Annotated in this window: 15 protein-coding genes; 2 read left to right on the top strand and 13 right to left on the bottom strand. The window is 72.6% G+C overall.

All coding sequences use genetic code 11. From position 1 onward, the window contains the following. Nucleotides 1–5: 5 nt before the first annotated feature. The 9 genes from ACIQFX_RS10455 to ACIQFX_RS10415 all read right to left on the bottom strand — a co-directional run bounded on the left by ACIQFX_RS10455 (nucleotide 6) and on the right by ACIQFX_RS10415 (nucleotide 11,873). Nucleotides 6–1,715, bottom strand: a complete 1,710-nt coding sequence (locus tag ACIQFX_RS10455) for an RHS repeat-associated core domain-containing protein (RefSeq protein ID WP_402460842.1) — start codon at nucleotides 1,713–1,715, stop codon at nucleotides 6–8. Nucleotides 1,716–1,807: 92 nt separating this feature from the next. Next, the gene (locus ACIQFX_RS10450; protein WP_402460840.1) at nucleotides 1,808–2,947 is read right to left on the bottom strand and encodes a hypothetical protein; all 1,140 of its coding nucleotides are present in this window, start codon (nucleotides 2,945–2,947) and stop codon (nucleotides 1,808–1,810) included. After that, nucleotides 2,919–3,509: a hypothetical protein gene (locus ACIQFX_RS10445; RefSeq protein WP_402460839.1), complete on the bottom strand. Its 591-nt coding sequence runs from the start codon at nucleotides 3,507–3,509 to the stop codon at nucleotides 2,919–2,921. The genes ACIQFX_RS10450 and ACIQFX_RS10445 overlap by 29 nt, the downstream gene beginning before the upstream one ends. Next, complete coding sequence (locus ACIQFX_RS10440) at nucleotides 3,506–4,888, bottom strand: hypothetical protein (protein WP_402460837.1); 1,383 nt, start codon at nucleotides 4,886–4,888, stop codon at nucleotides 3,506–3,508. The genes ACIQFX_RS10445 and ACIQFX_RS10440 overlap by 4 nt, the downstream gene beginning before the upstream one ends. 241 nt (nucleotides 4,889–5,129) lie before the next feature. Continuing rightward, a complete protein-coding gene (locus ACIQFX_RS10435; RefSeq protein WP_402460835.1) occupies nucleotides 5,130–7,184 on the bottom strand; it encodes a phosphocholine-specific phospholipase C in 2,055 nt (684 codons plus the stop codon). Between the two features lie 252 nt (nucleotides 7,185–7,436). Next, a complete protein-coding gene (locus ACIQFX_RS10430) occupies nucleotides 7,437–9,260 on the bottom strand; it encodes an HEXXH motif domain-containing protein (RefSeq protein WP_402460833.1) in 1,824 nt (607 codons plus the stop codon). Between the two features lie 21 nt (nucleotides 9,261–9,281). Beyond that, nucleotides 9,282–9,470, bottom strand: a complete 189-nt coding sequence (locus tag ACIQFX_RS10425; RefSeq protein WP_402460832.1) for a hypothetical protein — start codon at nucleotides 9,468–9,470, stop codon at nucleotides 9,282–9,284. Between the two features lie 100 nt (nucleotides 9,471–9,570). Then, nucleotides 9,571–10,659, bottom strand: a complete 1,089-nt coding sequence (locus tag ACIQFX_RS10420) for a caspase family protein (RefSeq protein ID WP_402460830.1) — start codon at nucleotides 10,657–10,659, stop codon at nucleotides 9,571–9,573. Further along, complete coding sequence (locus ACIQFX_RS10415; protein ID WP_402460828.1) at nucleotides 10,656–11,873, bottom strand: hypothetical protein; 1,218 nt, start codon at nucleotides 11,871–11,873, stop codon at nucleotides 10,656–10,658. Before ACIQFX_RS10415 ends, ACIQFX_RS10420 begins: the two co-directional genes overlap by 4 nt. A gap of 132 nt (nucleotides 11,874–12,005) precedes the next feature. Here ACIQFX_RS10415 and ACIQFX_RS10410 point away from each other — a divergent pair, with 132 nt between their 5' ends. Beyond that, on the top strand, nucleotides 12,006–13,349 hold the full coding sequence (locus tag ACIQFX_RS10410; RefSeq protein ID WP_402460826.1) for a cation:proton antiporter: 1,344 nt from the start codon (nucleotides 12,006–12,008) through the stop codon (nucleotides 13,347–13,349). 92 nt (nucleotides 13,350–13,441) lie between these two features. Here the strand turns inward: ACIQFX_RS10410 and fxsT are convergent, their stop codons facing one another. The 4 genes from fxsT to ACIQFX_RS10390 all read right to left on the bottom strand — a co-directional run bounded on the left by fxsT (nucleotide 13,442) and on the right by ACIQFX_RS10390 (nucleotide 21,141). Beyond that, nucleotides 13,442–17,953 carry an FxSxx-COOH system tetratricopeptide repeat protein gene (fxsT, locus tag ACIQFX_RS10405; protein WP_402460824.1) on the bottom strand — a complete coding sequence of 1,504 codons (4,512 nt, stop codon included), beginning with the start codon at nucleotides 17,951–17,953 and terminating at the stop codon, nucleotides 13,442–13,444. After that, the gene (locus ACIQFX_RS10400) at nucleotides 17,953–19,047 is read right to left on the bottom strand and encodes an AAA family ATPase (RefSeq protein ID WP_402460822.1); all 1,095 of its coding nucleotides are present in this window, start codon (nucleotides 19,045–19,047) and stop codon (nucleotides 17,953–17,955) included. Before ACIQFX_RS10400 ends, fxsT begins: the two co-directional genes overlap by 1 nt. Beyond that, nucleotides 19,044–20,510 (bottom strand): hypothetical protein, encoded by a 1,467-nt coding sequence (locus ACIQFX_RS10395; RefSeq protein ID WP_402460820.1) that lies wholly within the window; start codon nucleotides 20,508–20,510, stop codon nucleotides 19,044–19,046. The genes ACIQFX_RS10400 and ACIQFX_RS10395 overlap by 4 nt, the downstream gene beginning before the upstream one ends. Nucleotides 20,511–20,724: 214 nt before the next feature. Next, nucleotides 20,725–21,141, bottom strand: a complete 417-nt coding sequence (locus ACIQFX_RS10390; protein WP_402460818.1) for an organic hydroperoxide resistance protein — start codon at nucleotides 21,139–21,141, stop codon at nucleotides 20,725–20,727. Nucleotides 21,142–21,265: 124 nt separating this feature from the next. Between ACIQFX_RS10390 and ACIQFX_RS10385 the strand changes: the two genes are divergently transcribed. After that, entirely contained in the window at nucleotides 21,266–21,748 is a 483-nt protein-coding gene (locus ACIQFX_RS10385) for a MarR family winged helix-turn-helix transcriptional regulator (protein ID WP_402460817.1), read from the top strand. Nucleotides 21,749–21,789: the final 41 nt, after the last annotated feature.

The raw sequence follows: 21,789 nt of genomic DNA, 5'->3' as shown, positions 1-21,789 counted from the left end.
TCAGGTCAGGCCCATTCGACCGGGCGCTGGTACCAGGGGTCGACGTACTCGTCCGGGGCCAGGTTCAGGGGATCGCAGAAGTCCTCCAGCATCTCCCATGAGCCGTGGCGCCAGCCGTACTCCATGATGTAGCCGGGCGCCTGGGCCACCGCGAGGATGCCGACCGTACGCGCCTTGGGGCCCCTGGGACCCTTGGGGCCCTTCATCATGTTCGGTGTCGGAGCGGACTTCGGTGTCGGAACGGGCGTCCTGTGGGTGTCGAAGCCGCTGGCCGGGTAGATGACCCGGACGTTGGGGTTGAACTGGAAGTGGGCGGCGTAGTCCTCCGCTTGCGCCAGGTTCTCAGCCACGAACACGACGGTCCCGGTCTGCTTCCTGAGCTTCTTGTCGACGTGCTTGAGCCGGTCCGGGCCGTCGCACTGCTTCGGGTTGGCGAGGCAGTACTTCCGCACGTCCGGGTCGTACAGTCCCGACGGGTCGCTGCTCGTGATCGGGTTGTTGTGGCTGTAGCCGTACGCGTCGAGCTGGAGCGGGTCGGAGATGTCGATCACCGGGTCCACGGAGACGAACCGGCCGAGCGCCGGGTCGTACTCGCGCGCTCCGAGATGCGTCAGTCCGGTGTCCGCGTCCCGCACGCCGCCGACGAAGGCCCGGTCGCCCTGCCACGCACTCGGCTGAGGTCCGCGGGGGCCGCCGAACAAGGCGGTCTTGCGACGGACGATGCCCAGGGTGGCGGCGTCGACCTGGGTCGTGCCGGTGCCGTGGTGGTCGGCCAGCAGGAAGACCAGCTTCCCGCCGGTCCGCATGGCGACCTTGGTGTCGCCCGCGCTGTAGTGGCGGGTGCCGGAGAGCGTCCCCGTCTTCGTCAGCTTCAGCTCGTTGCCGCCGGGCAGGTACAGCGTGGTGCCGGAGGAGTCGGTACGGAGGAGCCGGTCGCCCTCGGTGTCGTACCGGTAGGTGTCGACGAGCGTGCCCTGCGTGGTCCTGGCGAGGTGTCCCTCGGAGTCCCACTCCAGGATCTGCTCGGCCGCTGCCCCGATCTTCCGGCTCTTCGTCGCTCCCGTCTCATTGTACTGGTACGTCTCGGTGGTGGTGCCCGCCGGACCGGTCTGCGTGACCGAAGGCAGCTTGTGGCTGCCCGTTACCGGAGCGGCGTACGTGCGGGTGATGTCAGCGGTCGGACCGGACGGCGTCTTGTGCTGGACCTCGGTCTTCCGGTTGCCCGTCGGGCCGTAGGAGTACGTCGTCCAGTACGCGTCCGGACCGCCCACGGTGGCCGCCGACGCACCCGCCGCGCAGCCGTTCGCGACGGAGGGGGCGACCGTCCAGGCCTCGGTGATCTGGCGCAGCGCGTCCTGGGTGAAGCACTGGGTGTCGGTCACCGCCTGGGCGTCCTGGCCCGACACGGTCTTCACCGAGGTGACGTTGCCGTTCGGGTCGTAGGTGTAGCTCGTGGCGTCGATGCGCTGCGGGGCCAGCTCCCGGTCGGTGTAGGTGCGCGTCACCGCGCCGGTGTGCTCGTCGTACTCGACCGACTTCCACAGGTGCTTGCCGAACGCGCCGTACTCCGCCTTGGTCGTCCGGCCGTAGTGGTCGTACGTCATCGCGGAGACCAGCGTGTCGGTACCCGCGCCGACGGTGTTCAGCAAGCCGCCGGTGGCCGTGTAGGTGTGGGCGACCTTCTCCGCCGGCAGGTTGCCCACGGCGGGGTGCATGACCCACATGACCTGGCCGGTGTTGGCGTTGTAGTTGGTGGTCCACTTGTAGGTGCCGGCCAGCGTGCCCGTCTCCGGGGCCGCGGGGACGGTCAGCTGGGTGACGACCGGCTGGTAGGCCCCGTTGTAGGTGGCGACGGACTCCTCGTAGGCGCGTCCGTCGATCCAGCGGGTCGACTTCGCCGGCTGGCCCTTGCCTCCCGTCGCCGTGTCGTAGGACCAGGTCGCCAGGGTGGTGCCGCCCTGCTCGGGGACGACGGTGGTCGAATCACCGGTGTACGTCGTGGTGGTGCGGCGGGTCTCGTCGCCGAAGCACCACCACGACGTACACCGGTGATTCGACCGGCGCCGTCGTACTCGGTGGCCGTGGACCCCGGGTAGTTGAGGTTCTGGCCGGTGACCAGGGCGGGCTCCGCCGGGCCGGTGGCGAAGAACGTGCCGGAGGTGCGCCAGGCCAGGCCGCGGGTGTCGTAGAAGTTCTCGCTGACCAGCCTGCCCGCCCCGTCGGGTGACGGGGATTGGCTCTGCCGGACCCGCAGCAGACCGTCGTAGAAGACGTAGGACGTCTTGTAGACCGAGTTGTGGTCCAGAGAACTGCTGGTGACGATGTTGGGGCCGTCGTTGCGGACGGTGTAGGCGAAGGTGTGGCTGGGCGAGTCCGGGTACGTGACCGCCGAGCGGGTCGGGGCCCAGATCTTCACGACGCGGCCGAGCGGATCGTAGGCCGTCGTGGTCACCCGGTTGTTGGCGTCGGTGACGCTCGTCGGCTTCGCCCGCAGTGGGTCGGAGACCGTGGTGATCTGGTGGCCGAGCGGATTCGTGGTCACCGAACTGGTGGGAACCTCGCCGGCGGCGGGGGAGTAGACCGTGGTGGTCTTCTTGCCGTAGTAGTCCGTCGAGCTGAGCGGACGTCCGTACACGTCGTAGTCCGCGACCGGGACGGTCCTGGTGACGTCGTATCCGGTACCCAGTGCGTTGATCTGCTCCACCCTGGTGACGTCGCCCTTGGTGGGAGCGGTCCCCGGGGTCGTGGACCCGTCGAAGAAGCTGCGGTTGTCGGAGATGACGTCCGCGGGCCGGCTGATGGCGCCGTCACAGGCGCCGGCGACCACCTCGGTGCGGTAGACCCGGTTCACCAGCCAGGTGCCGGTGTTCCGGGCGAAGTGGGCGGTGACGCAGGATTCGTCACCGGGCTTGGCCACGTCACCGAGGTCGGACGTCTGACTGACCATGCCGTACGCGTCGAACGTCCGGGTCTTCGAGGTCCTGCGGGTGCCACCGGAGACGGTGGTGAGCGTCTCCTCCTTCTCGATGCCCGTCTTGTACGAGACGAGGTCCGGCAGACCGGAGCGCGCGGGTCGCGACCACCGCCGAACGCCACGGCGTGGCGGAGGTCGCTGAGACGAGCTTGGAGGTGTCGTCCCCGTTGTACGTGGCGGTGGCCCGCGGCAGGCCGGCGAACTGCTCCCGGTCGGTGGCCGACACCCCGGCGAAGTCGGTGACCGAAGCCCCGTCGATCCCCCGGAAGTAGCGGGTCTCGGTCAGGGTGCGGGGGTCGTCGGCGGCGCCGGTCCGGGTCTGCACCCGGCCGTAGCCGCGCGGCACCGAGTAGGTGCGGTCCTCGGCCTTGGTGAACTCGTCCGTGCTCTTCGCCCAGGCCGCGCCGCCCAGGTAGGAGTACGAGGTCACCTTGTCGGGGGACTCGGCGAGGTTGTCGCCCTCGACGACCTGCGTGACCACGTAGGAGTTGAACCAGTCGAGCTGGGCGGTGTCCCCCTCGTACGCCCACTTCACGGGGAAGCACCGGGTGGTGTTGGTGCCGTCACCGGGCTGTCGTCCTCGGGCGTGATGGTGCCGTTGTCGGTCCAGCCGGGCAGCCGGTTCCGGCCGAAGAAGTACTGGGTGCCGTCGGTCGTGGTGACCTTCCAGTGCTCGCCCTTGCCGTCGACGTCGTCCGTGCCCTCGTCACCGTTGACGGCGCCGGTCAGCTTCTCGACCTTCTCGCCCGAGTCCGCCTCGGGGTGCCAGCCCTTGTCCTTCTCGTAGACGAGTTCGGTGGACTTGCCGCCCAGGTGCAGCACCGCGTTGTCGCTGTACCAGCACTGGTCGAAGCGCTTCGTGGTGTTGGTGCCGTTCGCCTTGTCCTGCTCGCAGGACTTGTAGCGGCGCTCGATGAAGCCCGGCTCGTAGGACCAGCCGTCGCCGATCCAGGACGCCTGGTTGTTGGAGGCGCCGGTACGGCCGTCCACGGCCTGGGAGTTGTAGCCGAGCTCGACGCCCGGGACCAGGCCGCCCGGCACGGCGGGAATCTCCAACGGGTGGTTCCAGCTCAGGGCGCCGGTCGAACCGCCGGCGCTCCAGGAGGCGGAGGCGTCGAGCGGGGTGGCCTTGAAGTCGCCGGTCGGACCACTGGGATCGGCGGTGACGGCGAGGACCATGGCGCCGGAGGCGGAGGCCGAGGAGGCCTTGGCGGCGTCCGTCCGCGGGACCGTCGTCGGGCCGGAGGGTATCTCGGCCGAGACCTCACCGGTCTCGGTGTCGTTCACGGAGTCCAGAGGCCGCTGGCTGCGGCACTCGGGCCGCTGCGGGGTCGACAGGACGCACGACGGCAGCTCGGCGAAGCGGAGCCGCGCCGCCCAGTCCCCGCCGAACGCGCCGCGGAACCCGTCGTAGTCGACGGAGACCCGAAGGGTGTCGGTGGTGCTCTGCGCGACCGCGCGGTCGACGCTGAGCAGTACGCCCTGCACGCCCGCCCGACGGGTGGCGGTCCGGTCCGCGACCGTGACCTTCACCTTGGCGCCGGCCTTGGGCGCCGGGTCGACGAGCGTGGAACGGGAAGCCCGTACGCCCGCCTGCGCGAGGGGGCCGACCGGAGTGGTGCTCACCGAGACGGGACCGGTTCCGGGCGCGGCGTCCAGGGGGATGTCGGTGCTGCCCGAGGCCGGCCGGCTGACTCGTGGGGCCCCCTTCCACGGGTGGAGTGCGGCGGCGTCAGGGAACGCCGTGCCGCCGGACTTCACCGGCTTCACCGGGACGGCCCGTGGCTGGCCGGGGGTCGGCAGGGAGAGGCCCGCCCGTCCTCCGGATTCGGCGACCGCGGACGCGGGGATCACCCCCACGGCCAACGCGGTGGTGAGGGCGATGGCCAGGCCCCGCCCCATGTGCTGTCTCACTTCGTACCTTTCGAAGCGAAGCCGCATCGCGCATGCACGGTGCGATGCGGACTTCGTGGCGATGGTGACGGTTCGTAGCGTCAACAGGCATGTCGAAAGGGGGAAGTTGACTCATGAGGCCCCCCTCTTGATCGACAGGCTCACTCTAGCGACGCACGGCCGGGGAGAAATGTGGTGATCTCGGCCCTGAACTGCAGTGATGTCTGAACTCAAGAAGGGGGCTTCGGGGCGTCGGCGGGTGTCAGTACGTGAGGATCGCCGGGTCGGAGACGCCCGCCGCGCCCGTCTCCACGTGGCCCGCCAGGCGGCGGACGTAGTCGGTCGACACCGGGGAGGTGACGGTGACGTCGTACCAGCGGCCGGAGGAGGCGAGGGGGACGGTGTGGGTGACCGTGGCGCCCTTGGCGACGGACAGCGTCACGGGCGGGCCGCCGTACGCGCCGGTCACGGTCACCTGGGTGCCGGCGCCCGCGTTGGTGAAGGTCAGGGTGAGGTCGCCGGTCGTGCCGTCGTGCCGGGCGGTGACCTCGGGGACGGCGGTTTTGCCGGGGGAGCGGAAGCGGCGGAGGAAGCCGTTGGGGCCGTGGACGGTGAGGTCGGTGACGCCCTTGGAGTACTTGGTGTTCCAGGTGTCGGCGATCGACTTCCCGGCCTCCGTCGTGTACGTCCAGGGGGCGTCGGTGCGGTTGGCCGAGGTCACGTAGAACTGGGCGCCCGCGGCCGGGCCGCCGCTGAAGGCGAGGCGGAAGGTGCCGGCGGCGACGTCCGCGGTGCCGTCGACGTACGGGGCGTACTTCAGCGGGCGGGTGGGCTTCGCTCCGGGTTCCTGGCGGGGCATCGTGCCGACGGCCGGGGCGGTGGCCAGGAAGTCGGGGTGGCGGTTGCGGTCCGGCGGGAAGTAGCCGGCGGTCGGCGGCAGCGCGGCCGGCTGCGTCTGGGTGCGGGTGAAGTCGAAGGCGGCGGTCAGGTCGCCGCAGACGGCCCGTCGCCAGGGCGAGATCTGGGGCTCGCGCACCCCGAAGCGGCTCTCCATGAAGCGGATCACCGAGGTGTGGTCGAAGGTCTCGGAGCAGGTGTAACCGCCGGTCGACCAGGGCGAGACGACGATCATCGGGACGCGGGGGCCGAGGCCGTACGGGCCGGCCGTGTAGCCCACCTTGCCGGGGAAGTGGTCGAGGGCGGTCGGGACGGTGGAGAGGCCCTGGGCGGCGGAGCCGGGGACGTACGGCGGGACGACGTGGTCGAAGAAGCCGTCGTTCTCGTCGTAGGTGATGAACAGGGCCGTACGGGCCCACACGTCCGGGTTCGAGGTCAGCGCGTCCAGGACCTGCGCGATGTACCAGGCGCCGTAGTTCGAGGGCCAGTTGGAGTGCTCGGAGAAGGCCTCGGGGGCGGCGATCCAGGAGACCTTCGGCAGCCGGCCGGCCTGGACGTCGGCGCGCAGGACGTCGAAGTAGCCGTCGCCGTTCTTGGCGTTCGTGCCGGTGCGGGCCTTGTCGTACAGCGGGTTGCCGGGCTGGGCGTTGCGGTAGTTGTTGAAGTACAGGAGGGAGTTGTCGCCGTAGTTGCCGCGGAAGGCGTCGTTGATCCAGCCCCAGGAGCCGGCGGCGTTCAGGCCGTCGCCGATGTCCTGGTAGACCTTCCAGGAGATCCCGGCCGCCTCCAGGCGCTCGGGGTAGGTGGTCCAGCCGTAGCCCGCCTCGGCGTTGTTGAGGACGGGACCGCCGCCCGTGCCGTCGTTGCCGGTGTGACCGCTCCACAGGTAGTAGCGGTTGGGGTCGGTCGAGCCGATGAACGAGCAGTGGTACGCGTCGCAGATGGTGAAGGCGTCGGCGAGCGCGTAGTGGAAGGGGATGTCGTCCCGGGTGAGGTAGGCCATCGTGGCCTTGGTCTTGGCCGGGACCCAGTTGTCGTACTTGCCCTTGTTGAAGGCGCTCTGGCCGCCCGCCCAGTCGTGGTTGAGGCCCTGGAGGTACTCCATGCCCAGCTTGTCGCTGGTCGGCCGGAAGGGGAGCGTGACCTTGTTGCCGTCCGACTGGTTCCAGACCGGCTTCCCGCTGGGCAGGGTGACGGGGCGCGGGTCACCGAAGCCCCGTACGCCCTTCATCGCACCGAAGTAGTGGTCGAAGGAACGGTTCTCCTGCATCAGGACGACGATGTGCTCGACGTCCTGGATCGTGCCGGTGGCGCCCTGCGCGGGTATGGAAGCGGCGCGCGCGATGCTCTCCGAGAGCATCGTGAACGCGGCGGCCCCGCCGGTCAGCTGCAGGAACCGGCGACGATTGAGGTCGGCCATGGGGGGTTCTCCTCCGGGGTGAGTACGGACGGTGCGGGTGCGGGTGCGCGGACCGGGTGGATCGGCCGACGAGCGCCCCAAGGAGAGCGCCCGTGGGCCACCTCCCGGCGGCCGTCCCATGACTGCCCGTCGTACGGCAGGCGAATCCCCCGTGCCCGAACGTGAAAACTCACAACCGAACGCCCCCCGTGTCCTGTTGACCACCAAGGGGCGGCATGAACCAACAGAAACCGGCACCGGGGGCGCCGACGCTCACCCCGGCGGTCCGGACACCCTCCCGGCGGCCAGCCACCCCGCCACCCGCCGCGGATCGGCCGGCGTGCCGATGGCCCGGAGCTCGCGATGGACCGCCCGCAGCAGCTCCGGGCGCCGGAGCAGCGGACGGGCGGCGGGATCACCCGACGCGAGCGCCAGGACCAGACCCGTCCACGCCTCGGGGCACTCCGGATCGTCCGCGAGGAGACCGGCGTACGCGCCCGCCGCCGCGGGATCCCCCGTGACGAGCGCGCGGTCGGCGGGGGACGGCTCGGGCCCTCCGCCGTCCGGCGCGGCGGCGAGGACCTGCCGGAGCAGCCGGGTCCGGGCATGGGGCCAGCGGGAGGCGAGGTCGGGCACCACGGCGGAACCGGCGACCCGGCAGTCGGCCGCCGCCCCCGAGGCGAAGGCCCGCGCCAGCGCGCGCACGTCCTCCGGAGCCGGGACCAGGTGCCGGACCCGCCAGCCGGTGCGGTGGTCGGTGGCGGCGAACGCCGCCATGGCGTCGACGCCGGGCCGGACCCTGCCGTCGGCCGCCCACGCGGGCAGCCGCGCGGCCATGCCCCTCAGGAAGCGCCGCCCGTGCGCGGTCAGCGCCGGATCGGCGCCGAGCGTGTCGACGGCCTCCCGCGTCTGCCGGCGGCTGAGGGCGAACTCGAACTCGGCCGTCGCCCGCCCGGCCCGCGGAGCCCGGTCCAGATGACGGCTCCAGAAGTCGGTGATGCCGAGGAAGGCGTACGCGCCCTGCAGCAGCCCGCTCAGGGGGCGCGGGTCGTCCCGCCAGGGCGCGTGGTGCCGCTCGGCGCCGCCGTCCCGCTCCAGCGTCAGCAGGTGGATCAGCGCGCCCAGTTTGGTGTGCTGGAACTCGTGGACCAGAGTGACCGCCAGGGTCACCGGATCCGGCGGCAGCGAGGTCAGCAGACCGCCGAAGGCATCCCCGGAGGACGCGCTGAGGACCACCCCGCTCGTCGACGGCGCGACGGCCGTCAGGCTCCGCAAGCCCTCCGCGAGCGCCGCCGCCGACTCCGGGTCGCTGTCCTCCAGGACCTCCAGCGCCAGGGCGAACCGCTCCTGCCAGCGGGCGGTCTCGGCCGCGTCGAGGCGCTCCGGGGCCAGCGGCTCGCTGAGGTCCCGGTACGGGTCGATGTCGTCCAGCCACACGTCCCTGCGCCGCCCCGCCGCGTGCGCGCGCAGCCGGCGCAGGCCGGTCCACCCGGGAGCGTCGCCGTCGGACGGCGCGGGCGGTTCCGGCGGGCCCACGCGCGCCCCGTGCGGGCCGATCCGCAGCCGGCCCGCCTCCACGACGACCTCCGCCGTCGCCCAGTGCGGGTGCCCCGGCAGGTGGGCGAGGCCGAGGGTGGGGAACATCGCGGTGCCGTCCCGCAGCGGCACGGTGGTGCGCAGCGGAAGCCCGGCGCGCAGCGCCGCGACGGCGCACACCGCGTGCAGATGGCCGAGATCGGTCCACAGCGGCCCGTCACCCCAGGCCGTGTGCCGCATCCGCCGCAGCCCGTGCCCGAGCCACACGCCGACCTGCGGATGCAGCAGCAACTCCCGGAACGCGTCCGGGGCGTGCTCCTGAGCGGCCGCCAGGACGCCCCAGGCGCTGTCCACGGACGGCAGCGGGCCGAGCGCGCCCGGTGTGACCTCGACCGAGTCGAGCAGGGCGCGGAGCAGCAGGAGCCGCCTGCTGTACTCGCAGGTCCGCAGGAAGCGGATCGTGTCGGGACCGCCCCGCCCCGCGGCCAGGGCGTCGAAGTGCGCCGTGGGAATGAGATGGTGCGCGGTACGGGCGGGTTCGTGACGTCCGTCGGTCTGCACGAATCTCCTCCCGGTAAGCCGTCAGTCGGCCCGTCCGGGCGCCCCGTCGCCACTGCCGGAGGAGAAGTTGACCCGGGGGCGCTCGACCTGGCGCAGCAGCCGCTCCCGCGAGTGGGCGTGCAGGGCCGGGTCCTGCGAACGGAGTTCGGACAGCGGGACGTCGTTGAGGTCGACGAGCTCGGATCCCATGTCATCGTCGGACGTGTACATACGACATCCCCCTAGCACTGCCCTGAACCCCGTTGGCCTTCATGATGACGCAGGCAGAAGGGTTCGGGAAGGGCGTGATCAGGCGGTTGCTCCCGTCCGTTCACGCGCTCAGCCAGCGATCGGCCCAGTTCTTCAGGTCGCGCTGCTCCAGGGAGCCCGGTTCGAGCAGACCGACCGCCTCGACGAGGGCCGCGAGGCCTCCGGGATAGCGACGGCAGGTGCGCACGATGCTGATGATGTCGGGTCGGGTCGCCCCCATCCGGGGGATGGAGCCGGCCAGGTCGGTGGGCAGCAGGCCGAGCACGAGCTGGCGCTGGTCCCGGTCCGCCATGCCGGGCCAGCCCGCGAGCAGACCGATGAGCTCGTTGAGCGCCGAGTCCGGCACCGGCACCTCGCCGCGGCGGGCGGAGGGGAACACGAGCCGGCGCTCGTCGCCCGCCCAGGACCGGTACCAGAGCGAGGTGGGCCGCTGCTCCCGCGAGGTGAACCCGCCGATCACGGTGTCCGCGATCCCGCTCATGTCGGGCGGCCACGCGCCGCCGTCCGACGCGGCCAGCGCGTCGAGCACGGCCCGGGAGAACGCCCCGGTCTGCCCCACGGGGTCGTTGGCGGCCAGCTGGCCCGGTCCGGAGGCCAGCAGGGCGAACTGCTCGCGTCCGGGCAGGCGGTCGCCGCCCGAGGGGACCTCGGCGGGCAGGGTGCGGGCGAAGCCGAGGTCCTCGACGAACGTCTGGCAGGAGTCCACCAGCCAGATCTGGCGCGGGAACCCGGGCAGGAGATCGGTCGTGAAAGCGGTCAGCCAGGCGTCCAGGTCCAGGTTCCGGCGCTCGTCCCTCGACGCGTCCGCGTAGAAGAGCCGGCGGTGCCCCTGCGGGTCGGTGACCCCGTGGCCGCCCCAGAACACCCAGAGGAGGTCGCCTTCGAGGGCCGGCAGCCGCCGCGTCAGCACCTCCTGCACGGCCTCCCGCCCGGCGGACCCCTCGGCGACGTCGACCCGGGGTCCGCCCGCGCCGGGCAGCGGGGCGAGCAGCAGGGAGATGTGCGAGGAGGGCACCCCGCACCCGCGCAGCCAGGCGGTGAAGCGGCGGGCGTCCGCGGCGGGCCCCGGCAGGTCCCAGGACGGGCCGGCGTCGTACCGCTCGGCGCCGACGACGACCGCGTACGTGCGCTCGGGGCGGGCGGGGGTCACGGCAGCTCCCCCGCGAGGAGGCGGTACAGCTCCGGATTGCTCCAGTAGGCGCTGTGGGACAGCGGGAACGGCTGCCGGCTGTCCAGGGCGACGTCGTCGACCCGCCCGGGGAAGACCCCGGCGCCGACGTAGCCGAGCAGGTCCCGCCGGTCGTACACGTTCAGCCAGCGCGGCACGTGCGCGGGCAGCGGAGTGCCGTGCTCCAGGCTGGGCAGCGCCCCCAGTTCGTACAGGAACGGCGCCTGCGAGCCGACCGTGACCAGCAGCTCGACCTCCGGCAGTTCTCGCAGCACCAGCAGGTCCAGCGAGGCGATGCCGCCGAGGCTGTGCGCGAGCAGCACGACCGGCGGTTCGGCGGCCCGCACCGCCGCCAGGACGGCCTCGCGGACCGCCTCGCCCCGCGACAGGTAGAGCAGCACGTCCCCGGCCGCCGGATGGGCCGCGTCGGTGAGCGCCGAACGCCGCTTCACCACCTGCGCCGACGCCATGCCGAGCGCCAGCCGCCCGGCCAGCCGCCCGACCTTGCGCGCCACCGGCCCGCGGTGCGTCCCCGGCCCCTCCTCGCCGCCCGGATCCCCGGGGAGCAGCGCCGTGATCCGGGCGACCGCCTCGTCCCGCGCGGTGCCGTCGAAGGCCGGCGCCGAACCGTCCCGGTCCACCCGGCGGCGTACCGCCTCGGCGACGAACGCCCTCGCCAGCTCCGTCGTCGCCGCGCCCGCGTCGGGGGCGCGCAGGAACAGGCGGCCGTCGGGCGAGGTGAGGACCGCGGCCGTGGCGGCGGCGAACTCCTCCCCGATCCCCGCGGCGTCCAGGAGCCGCCGCAGCTCGCCGTCCCCGGCCAGGGACAGGGCCGCCGACCGGAGCGCCTCGCCCGGCGGGAGGGCGCCCGGAGCCAGTTCCGCGCGCCCGGTGGACTCCGAGGCGATCAGCCGCAGTTCGAGGAGCGGATCCACGTAGAGGAGCCCCCAGAGCGCGACGTCCTCGTCGAGCGCCCCCGTCTCCGCGCCGGGTGCGCCCGTTTCCGCCGCCCCGCGCCCCGTGCCGTACCCCGGCACGGAGAGGCCGTTCGAACGGAGCGCCGCTCCGGCGTCCCCGCCCCAGTAGCAGGGAGCCACGGCGACCTCGGGCCGCAACGGCCGCAATCCCTCCCGCACCCGCTCCAGGGAGGCGGTGTACCCCGGCTCGCGCACCCCCGTGCCGTGTACGAACAACACCGTCGTCACTACTGGCCCCCGTCCGTGACGCTACGCCAAATGGCTTTCAAGATAGGCCACTTGTCGTTGAAACAGATACACTCCGTAGGGGCTGTGCCTCACTGGGCGGCACTTTCCGGAAGGGGAACACCGGTGAGCTCTGAGTCCGTCGTCACGCATGTCGTCGGGGCACTCGCCGTGGTCATCGCCGCCTCGTACGCGCTGGGAGCGCTGGCCCGGAGACTCGGCCAACCACCGGTCGTCGGACAGCTCTTCGCGGGCATCGCGCTCGGTCCGAGCCTCCTCGGCCTGGTCCCCGGACAGGCCTACGAGACGCTCTTCCCGACACAGATCCAACCCATCCTGACCTCACTGGCCCAAGTGGCGCTGGTGCTCTTCCTCTTCGTCGTCGGATACGAACTCGACCTCGGGATGCTGCGCGGCCAGCGCTCCGTGACCGCCGTCTCCCTCAGCGGTTTCGTCCTCCCCATGGCGGTGGGCGCCGGGATCGTCCTCGTCCTCCCCGACGCCTTCGGATCGGTCAACGACGGACGCCCGACCGACACCACCTTCGTCCTCTACATGGCGATCGCCCTGTCCATCACGGCCGTCCCCGTGCTGGCCAGCATCATCAAGGACCAGGGCCTCGCCGGAACCAGGCCGGGCACCGTCGCCATGGCCTCCGCGGGGGTCATCGACGCCCTGAGCTGGCCCATCCTGGCCGTCGTCCTGGTGGGCGGCGAACACGGCTCGGTGCGCGACTGGGCCGTCAAGGCCGTCCTGCTCGTCCTGTACGTCCTGGTGATGCTCTTCGCCGTACGGCCCGCGCTGGAGCGGTGGATGCGCCGACCGGGCGTCCACGCCTCCGCCCGGCTCCCCGTCGTCATCACCCTGGCCATGGCCTCGGCCTGGGCCACCAACGCGCTCGGACTCCACGTCATCTTCGGCGCGCTGCTCGCCGGGGTCATCATGCCCCGCCTCCCGAACGGCGCCCCGGACGGCCGGCTCCTTCGCCCGCTCCAGGACATCGGCGGCCTGCTGCTCCCGGTGTTCTTCGCCGTCTCCGGGATGGCGGTCAAGCTCGACGGGCTGCGCTCGTCCGACCTGGTGCTCCTCGTGGTGATATGCGCGGCGGCGATGGTGAGCAAGGTCGCCGCCGGCTCGCTCTCGGCCCGCGGCGCCCGCCTCCCCTGGCGCGAGTCGCTCCTGATCGGCGTCCTGCTCAACACCCGCGGGCTCACCGAGCTCATCGTCCTCAACGTCGGCCTGCAGACCGGGGTGATCGGCCCCCGGCTCTACGCGCTCCTCGTCGTGATGGCCCTCCTGACCACGGCCGCCACCGGCCCGCTGATCGGACTCCTGCGCCGCCCCGGCGACGGCCCGCCCGCCGTCCCCGTCGACCTCGTCATCGGCACCGGCGAACCCCTCGAACCCCGCCCCGGACCCGACCCCGACCGGGTACCCACCGCCGAAGCGGGCCCGGCCCCCCGGTCCTAGGGCGCTGTACGAGGGACATGAGAGAGCCGGCCGGGTCCCAGGACCCGGCCGGCTCTCTCGTGCGTCCCCGTCCCGGAGGCGGGCAGGCCCTCCTAGAAGGGCACGGGGGCGATGTCGACGTCCGCGCGTCGGCCGCTGGCGGAGGACACGGTCGCCGGGTGGTCCTCGCCGAGCTTGCGGCGGAAGCGCGCCAGGGTCTCGGTGTGCAGCGCCGTGGCCTCGGTGTCGCGGTCCAGCGCGCGCAGGTCGAGGACGACGTTGGTGGCGCAGGCCAGCGTGGTCGGGTGGTCTTCGCCGATGACCCGGGTGAGGATCTCCAGGGTCCGCCGGTCCAGCTCCAGGGCCTCCGCGTGGCGCCCCTCGTCGGCGTGGTGGCTGGCCGATCCGATGGCCGTGGTCAGGGTGAGGATGTGCTCCTCGCCCAGCGAGTCGACCAGACCCGGCAGCGCCACCGACAGATGCTCCCCGGCGGTCTCCAGGTCGCCCAGGTGGCGCAGGGTGATCGCCAGGTTGGTGCGGGCCGACAGGGTGTACGGGTGGGCTGCCCCGAGCTTCGCCGTGTAGCGCTCGACGGTCGCCTCGCCGAGCTCCCTGGAACGCCTCAGCTGCCCGTCCTGCCGGAACTCGACGACCAGGTTGGCGGCGCAGGCGACGACGTCCGGGTGGTCGGGGCCGTAGCGGTTGTGGAACTTCGTCCACGCCGTCTCGCCGAGCTCCAGAGCCCCCTCGTGGTTGCCCGCGCGGCGGCGGCACACCGCGAGGACGCGGGCGCAGCCGAGGCTGACGGGGGTGTCCTCGCCGAAGACGTCGAGGTAGCGCTCGTAGACCGCCTCCAGGTGGGCGGCGGCCTCCAGGTAGTCGCCGTCCTCGCGGATGTCGATGGCCAGGCCGGTGCGGGTGTTCAGGGTGTCGAGGTGGTCCTCGCCCAGGTTGAGGGCGCGCAGCCGGGCCGTCTCCGTGTCGAGTGCGCGCGCCTCCCGGTACAGGCCCATCAGGCGCAGGCCGACGCCGAGGCTGTGGGCCGCGCGGAGGGTGGCGGGGTCGTCCTCGCCGAAGGTCCGCAGGGAGCGCTCGTACACCGAGCGGTTGATCTCCAGGCCCCGGGCCATCTCGGCCCGCAGCCGCAGCCCGCTGCACAGCTGGATGAGGGCGTCGAGGGTGCCCTCGTCCTCCTCGCCGGCGGTCCGGATGTAGATGTCGGCGGTGCGCTCCATCATCGCGGCGGCCTCGCGGTACTCGCCGAGCACGCGCAGGAGGAAGGCCAGCCACTTCGCCATCTCCAGCGTCTGCTGGTCCTCGGCGCCGAACTTCTCGGTCCAGATCTCCAGGGCCTCGCGGGCCATCGCCGCCGAGTTCTTGTGGTCGCCCCACACGTAGAGGAACTCCACCATGCCGCGGACCAGGCCGCGCACCCACGGGGACTCGCACTCCACGGCCCGGGACACCACCACGTGCGGCAGCAGCGCCTGGTAGCGGGGCCACAGCTCGCGGGAGCCGGGGCTGTTGGGGTTGGCGTCGGCGAGGAGCAGGTGCGCGCCGTGCCGCATGTCCGCCTGCTGCTGCGGGGACATGCGGTTGACCAGCACGGCCTGGACCAGGCGGTGCAGCTGGATGGTGTCGTGCCGGTGCTCGATGCGGGCCAGGGCGTAGACGTTGATCTCGCGGATGGCCCGGCCGAGCTTGATCGGATGCCGCAGGGCGTCGTCGAGCTCGGGGGCGATCGTGGTGCTGCGCGAGTTGTTGAACAGCGAGCGGGAGATCGGCTCGGGCGCGAAGAACGAGCAGACCTGCAGGAGTTGGAGCGCCGCGGGATTGCGCTGCTCCAGTTGGCGCAGCGAGACGTCCCAGGCGGCGGCCACCGACATGGGGTAGTCCGGCGAGGGGACGAGTTCGAGCATCAGCTCGGCGATCTTCTCGTTGATCAGCCGCAGGTACTCGGGCACGGCCATGCCGGTGACGGCCTGCCAGGCCGCCGCCTGCTCGATGGCGAGCGGCAGGTCGCCCAGGGCCTCGGCGAGCTTGTCGGCGTCCGTGTCGCTCAGGTCGCGGGCGCGCCGCCTGAGCAGGGCCTTGCTCTCCTCCCGGGTGAAGACGTCGACGGACAGCGTCCTGGCCACCCGGTCCCACTCCTGGTTCCGTGAGGTGATGAGGATCTTCCCCGTGCCGCCGGTCGGGAAGTAGGGGCGGACGGCCTCCACGTTCTCGGCGTTGTCGAACACCAGGAGCCACCGGGTGTACGGGTCGCCCCTGCGCAGCGCCTCGCGGACGGCGGGGACGGCCCGGTTGGCCTCGTTGCTCACGTTCAGGCCCATCCGCTGGGCGAGTTCGGTGAGCGCGGTGAGGATCATCGTCGGCTGCTCGGAGGGGATCCACCAGACGACGTCGTAGTCGGCGGCGTACCGGTAGACGTACTCGATGGCGATCTGGGACTTTCCGACACCGCCCATGCCGTGCAGCGTGTGCGGCAGCACCGCCGAGGTGTCACCGGTCAGCAACTGCTCGCGCACCTGCGCGAGGACGTCCTCGCGGCCGACGAAGTTGGGGTTGTTCGGCGGGATGTTGCCCCAGATGGCGGGGACGGCGGAGCGGGGCCGGTCCACCGGGTGCGGCGCGACGGGCCCCGGGATCGGTGTGCCCGTCGCCGGGGTCGCCGTGCCCGGCAGTCCGTCGGGACTCGGCGCCGGGATCGACGGGACCGCGGTGCCGTTCACGACCCCTCCGTCCTCGCGCTGGTGCTGACTGGTATTGGTGTCGGTCATGGAGCCGCCCGTGTCGGAATTTTCATGAGTACTGCGGATATCGTGGACCAGTCCAGGTGTGTTCTGTATGTCCGACGCTCCCGTCGAGATGCCCGACGCTCCCGCCGGCACGTCCGGCGCTCCCGCCGACGTGCCCGACGGTCCCGTCGAACTCCCTTCCAGGGCGGCGCTGATCCGGTGGGCCCGGAGCAGGTAGGGCCCGGAGAGAGCGCGGAGGACGGCCAACTCGACGCGGACGAACGGCAGGCTCTCCGCCGTCAGCGGCGGGTCGGGCACCTGCTCCGGGGCGAGCAGGGCCCCGTGCAGCCCGCGGGCCGCCTCGAACCGGTCGCCGTAGAAGTCGGACACCGAGCGCACGACGCGCGCGGTGTCCGCCCGCATCGCGCTGGACAGCAGCGCCTCGCGCGCGCCGTCGACGAAGTCCAGCGGGGCCTCGGGGACGGGGCCCGGCGGTTCGTCGGGCGGGCACTCCTCGACCAGGCCGCTCAGGAACAGCTCCGCCACGTGGACCGGTTGGGCCTCGGGCACGAGCGCGCGCCGCACGTCCCGCACCAGGCGCGGTTCGAGGATCGCGGCGGCCAGGTGGGTGGCCAGGCGGAAGGCGGTGGGCGTGGCGTGGCTGCGGAAGCGGCGGATGCGCTCCTGCACCGACGGCGCGGGGACGACCTCCGGCGGCTCGGCGCCGTCCGCCCCGGACCGGTCGGGCGCGCCGAGCAACAGCACGGAGGCGTCGACCCAGCCGGACGCCTCGCCGGCCACGAGCGCGGCCCACCGGCCCAGCCAGTCGGCCTCCAGCTGCAGGACCGGCACGGCCACCGTCCAGGTGTCGGGCGGCGGGTCGAACGGGTCCCGCGCCTCCGGCGGGAAGGCCACGGACAGCGTGGTGTTGGCCCCGCCCGCGCGGGGGCCGCGCAGCCGCACCCGCCAGGGCGTGAGGGCGGTGCGGTGCCAGTCCCGCTGGTTCAGCAGGTGCACCACCGCGGTCGGCCCGGCGGTCGACCACAGCTCCAGGGCCTTCAGGGCGACCCCGTTCTTCCAGGCCGGGCCCAGGGCGTCGGTGAGGACGAGGACGATCCGGCGGCCGGTCCGGTCCACCAGCTCGGCGGGGACCGCGGCGGCGCCGTGGCCGGCGGCGGGGCCGCGCAGCACGGCCTCCTCGCCGTCCGGGGTGTCGCGCACGCCGAGCCGGCGGACCCGTACGTCCCGGAACGCCCCCAACTGCTCGACCAGACTGGTGAACTCGGCGATCGTCTGCTCCCAGATCGCCATGGTCGCGTGGTCGTCCACCACGAGCACGAGGTCGAAGCGGCGTTCGCCCGCGGGCCGGGTGTAGGGCATCCACAGGCCGTCCTCCGCGGCGTGCTCGGCGGTGGCCTCCTCGTCCAGCTCGATGTCGTACGCCGAGGGCCACAGCTGCTTCAGCGGCCGCAGCCGCCGGGCGATGCCCGGCGCGTCGTGCAGGTCCGGCAGCGGTTCGGCCGCGACGTTCCCGTCGAGGGGATCCGGCGCGGACCCGAGCCCGGACCCCGGGGGCAGCGTCAGGAGCGGCACCCGGTGGTCGAGGTCCCGCGGGGGCGGGCGCCGGGTGTCGTCGCGGGGCGGTGGCGTGGAGGGGGCGCTGCCGGAGACCGGTGTTCCGTCGGGTGCGGTGTCCGCCACGGTCCCGGCCGCCGGGAGCCCGGTGAGGAAGTCGGGCAGCACGGACAGGCCCGGCGGTGTGTCCGGCCGGGGCCGCGGTGGTTCGGTGGACGGGGGCAGCGGGGCCGCGAGCGTCTGGTACGCGTGCAGCCACAGCGCCTCCGCCACTTCGAAGGCCTCGGGATACGAGGGGGCGTCGTCGTCCATCAGGGCGATCCCGAGAGTTCACGCCAGAGCGCGTCCAGCAGTTCGCTCCATGCCTCCTCGTCCTCCCGGACCCCTGCCGTCCGCAGGTAGATCGCGTTGAGGAGCTGGTCGGTGGCCAGCCCGCCGTTCTGCTTGCTGCGCTCCATGAACTTCCGGATCATGGCGTCGTGCCGTCCGCCCTGGTCCCGGAAGTGGGCGGCGATCATGGCGGCGAGCTGGTCCTCGCGGGGCGGGGAGACGTCCAGCCGGACGCAGCGGCGGAGGAAGGCGGGCGGGAACTGCCGCTCTCCGTTGCTGGTGATGACGACGAACGGGAAGGCCCGGCAGCGGACGCGTCCGTCCGTCACCGCGACCCGCTGGTCCGGGTCGTCGGTGAAGACCTCCGCCCGGCCCTCCCGGTGGCGGGCGCGGACCAGTTCGGGGATGTCGTACGCGCCGTTCTCCAGGACGTGCAGCAGGTCGCTGGGCAGGTCGATGTCGCTCTTGTCGAGCTCGTCGATGAGGAGGGCGCGGGGCAGTTCGTAGGGGAGCAGGGCGGTGCCCAGGGGGCCGAGCCGTACGAAGTCCCCGATCTTCGCGTCGGCTCCGGCGTCGTCGGGGTCCCCCTCCGCCGCGGGGAGGGCGGCGCGGCCGCGGCCGAGGGACGCCTGGGCGCGGCCGATGGCGTCGTACTCGTACAGGCCGGAGCGCAGGGTGCTGCGGGAGGTGATGCCCCAGTGCAGGACGCGGCCGAGGCCCAGTTCGCGGGCGACGAGGTAGGCCAGGGTGGACTTCCCGATCCCCGGCCGGCCCGTGACGAGGAGGGGCCTGCGGAGCAGCAGGGCCGTGTTGATCATGTCGATGTCGTGCGGGTCCTGCCGGGGCGTGGCGCGGCCCACGGCGCCGAGCCTGCGGTCGGTCTCGGCGCTCTCGGCCGGGACGGGCGGGAGCACAGGGCCGCCGTCGAAGTCCCGCCAGCCGGGCGGCGGCGGCAGGACGTTGCCGAGTCGGATGTCGGTCAGCGGCCGGCCGGTGCCCCGGTAGATCCACCAGCTGCGGCTGCTGACGTGCCCTCCGTTCCGGCTGCCCTCGACCGGATGTTGGACACCGCTCATGTTTCCCCCTCGTCGTCGTGTCCGCCGCGTACCCGTGCGGTGTCGGTCCCGGGTGATCCGGACCAGTCGACGATGCGGTTGGGGTCGTCGAAGAGGACGGCCAGATGGCGTCCCACGTGGACGTCCCGTTGGGCGGCCGCGGCGGTGGCCGCCTCGTTCCGCAGGCGCTGCACGCGCTGCGGCAACTCGATCGCCTTGCCCTTCATCAGCTTCTTGGCCCTGCGGCGGAAGTCGCCGGAGGTGCCGGGGCGGCGGTCCCACACGGCCATCGGCACTCCCGCGCGCAGGGCGGTCTCCAGTGAGGCAAGACTGCCCTCGGGGCCGGGCAGCGGGGGAGCGTTGAGGGCGACCGACACCAGCCGTTCGTCGGCGGTGAGCCTGCTGTTCCACTGGACGGGGTCGTGGCCGCGCCGGCCCGCCGTGTCCCAGTGGCAGACGGTCTCGGCGGTGTCCAGCATCAGCTGCCAGCGGTTGTGCCACCGCCGGTGGAAGTGGGGTGCCCGCATGCGCTCCAGGCTGCGCAGCACGACCGGATAGCTCAGGCACAGGGCGGCGGCGAAGGCGGAGTCGGACGCCAGGGGCAGCCATTCCATGGGGCGGTTGAGCAGGTGTACGGGGAGGATGAACTCGAGGACCGGTTTGCCGGGTCGGCCGGCCCAGTCCTTCTCCGCCTGGAAGACGAGCCGTTCCACGGCGGCCTCGACCTCACCCAAGGACACGACCTGGTCCTCTCCGCGCTGTGGCCGCCAGGGACCCGGACGTATCTGGCGCCAGTGGGAGAGCAGATAGCGGTCCGGGTCCATCCCGTGTCTGTCCAACTGGACAACGAGACAGGCGGGAGCTGGTTGTGCCGTCGTGTCGCCGGAGGTGTCCGTGCGGACGGAATCGAGCTGGGTCGCGAGGCCGAGCTTGACCGCCTGGGCGTCGTTCCACTCGCGCAGGCCGGTGGCGACCGGCCGGTCGGGGCCGGATCCGTCGAGGGCCGCGGCCACGTGCTCGACCAGCACCATCAGGGGGAGCAGGCCGTCGGGCCGGGCGTTGACCCGGCTGAGGAGGTCGAAGGCCTCGCCGAGGGTGGCGACGGGGTGCTGCGGGAGGGGGAGGTCGCCGGCGGCGGCGTACAGCACGCCGTGCGCGTCGAGGTGCGGGACGCGGGCGAGGAGCGTGCGGGCCTCGCGTAACTCCGCTTCGGGGAGGACGGCGAGGACGGGCGGGGTGGTGACGAGCTGCCGGATCCTCTGCACGGGTGGGGAGCCGGGGGCGTAGACCGTCAGGGTGTCGACGAGTTCGGGCAGTCCGCGCGGTTGCCGCAGGCAGGCCTGCACGATCTCCAGCATGTCCGACCGCGTCCGGCCGTGCTGACGGATGTTGGCCAGTTCGGGTAACCGGCTCGCCAGCATGCTGATGAACAGGCCGCGCTCGTTAGGAGCGTCGAGGCCTGTCACCTCACACAACTCGTCCACCAGCTCATGCTCGAACCCCGGTGCATGAGCGCCATGGCTCCCATGGAACAAAAGCCCCCCCGTCACGGCTCCGATGTGCCCAACTCCTGAACGGACATGGGTGGTCCGGGCGCCGCCGCCCACGGTCCAGGGTATGCCGGGTGCCTGACGCGTCGCCACCCTGTGGGCCGGGTTCCTTGGTCATGTCGAGGCGGCGACGCCGGGGCCGGGCGGGTTACTCGACGACGAGCTCGACCTCGATGTTGCCGCGGGTGGCCTTCGAGTACGGGCAGAAGGCGTGGGTCTTCTTCAGGAGCGCGAGGCCGGCCTCGCCCTGGAGGTGGTCGGGGAACTCGGCGCGCATGACGACCGCGAGCCCGAAGCCGCCGTCGGCGGGGTCCTTGCCGATGGAGACCTCGGCGGTGACGGAGGCCTCGGAGACGTCGATCCGCTCCTGGCGGGCGACGACGCCCATGGCGCTCGCGAAGCAGGCCGCGTACCCGGCGGCGAAGAGCTGCTCGGGGTTGGTGCCCTGACCGTTGCCGCCGAGGGCCTGCGGGTGGGCGAGGGGGAGGTCGATGTGGCCGTCGGAGCTGACGGCGCGGCCCTCGCGGCCGTTGGCGGTGGCGACGGCGGTGTAGATCGCGTCCATGGTTCTTCCGTCCTGTCCTGGGGGCGTGGCCCCGGTCCTGGGGAGTGGTGCCCTCTATTGATAGCGCACTATTAAGTTGTGCACAACTCAATCGCGTGTGAGAGGTCTCGCGTATCCTGGAGGCATGGAGACGCTCGACACCGTCCCGGACGAGGACTTCCTCCGGCTCGACCACCAGATCTGCTTCTCGCTGCACGCGGCGACCCGCGCCTTCAACGGCGTCTACCGCGAGGCCCTCAAGGAGCTCGGGCTCACCTACCCCCAGTACCTCGTCATGCTCGTGCTCTGGGAGCACCGCGAGCTGCCCGTCAAGGGCATCGGCGAGCGGCTGCGGCTCGACTCCGGCACCCTGTCGCCGCTGCTCAAGCGCCTGGAAGCGGCCGGATACGTCGAGCGGCGCCGCAGCGCCCGGGACGAGCGGTCCGTCACCGTGCGCCTCACCGGCGAGGGGGCCGCCCTGCGCGGGAAGGCCCTCGGCGTACCGCGGCGGATCGCCGCCGCCACCGGCCTGGACCTCGCCGAGATCCGCGAGCTGCGGGAGCGCCTCGACGCGCTGGCCGTCCGGCTCGACGCCGTCGACCCGGACGCCCTGAACGCCTGCGGCTGAGCCCCGGGGCTCGCGCGGGTGTCGCGCGGCCGGGCGCTCTC

Origin of the sequence: Streptomyces sp. NPDC093089 (genome assembly GCF_044754405.1) — a bacterium.
Taxonomy (GTDB): domain Bacteria; phylum Actinomycetota; class Actinomycetes; order Streptomycetales; family Streptomycetaceae; genus Streptomyces.
This window is presented reverse-complemented; position numbering and strand designations above follow the sequence as displayed.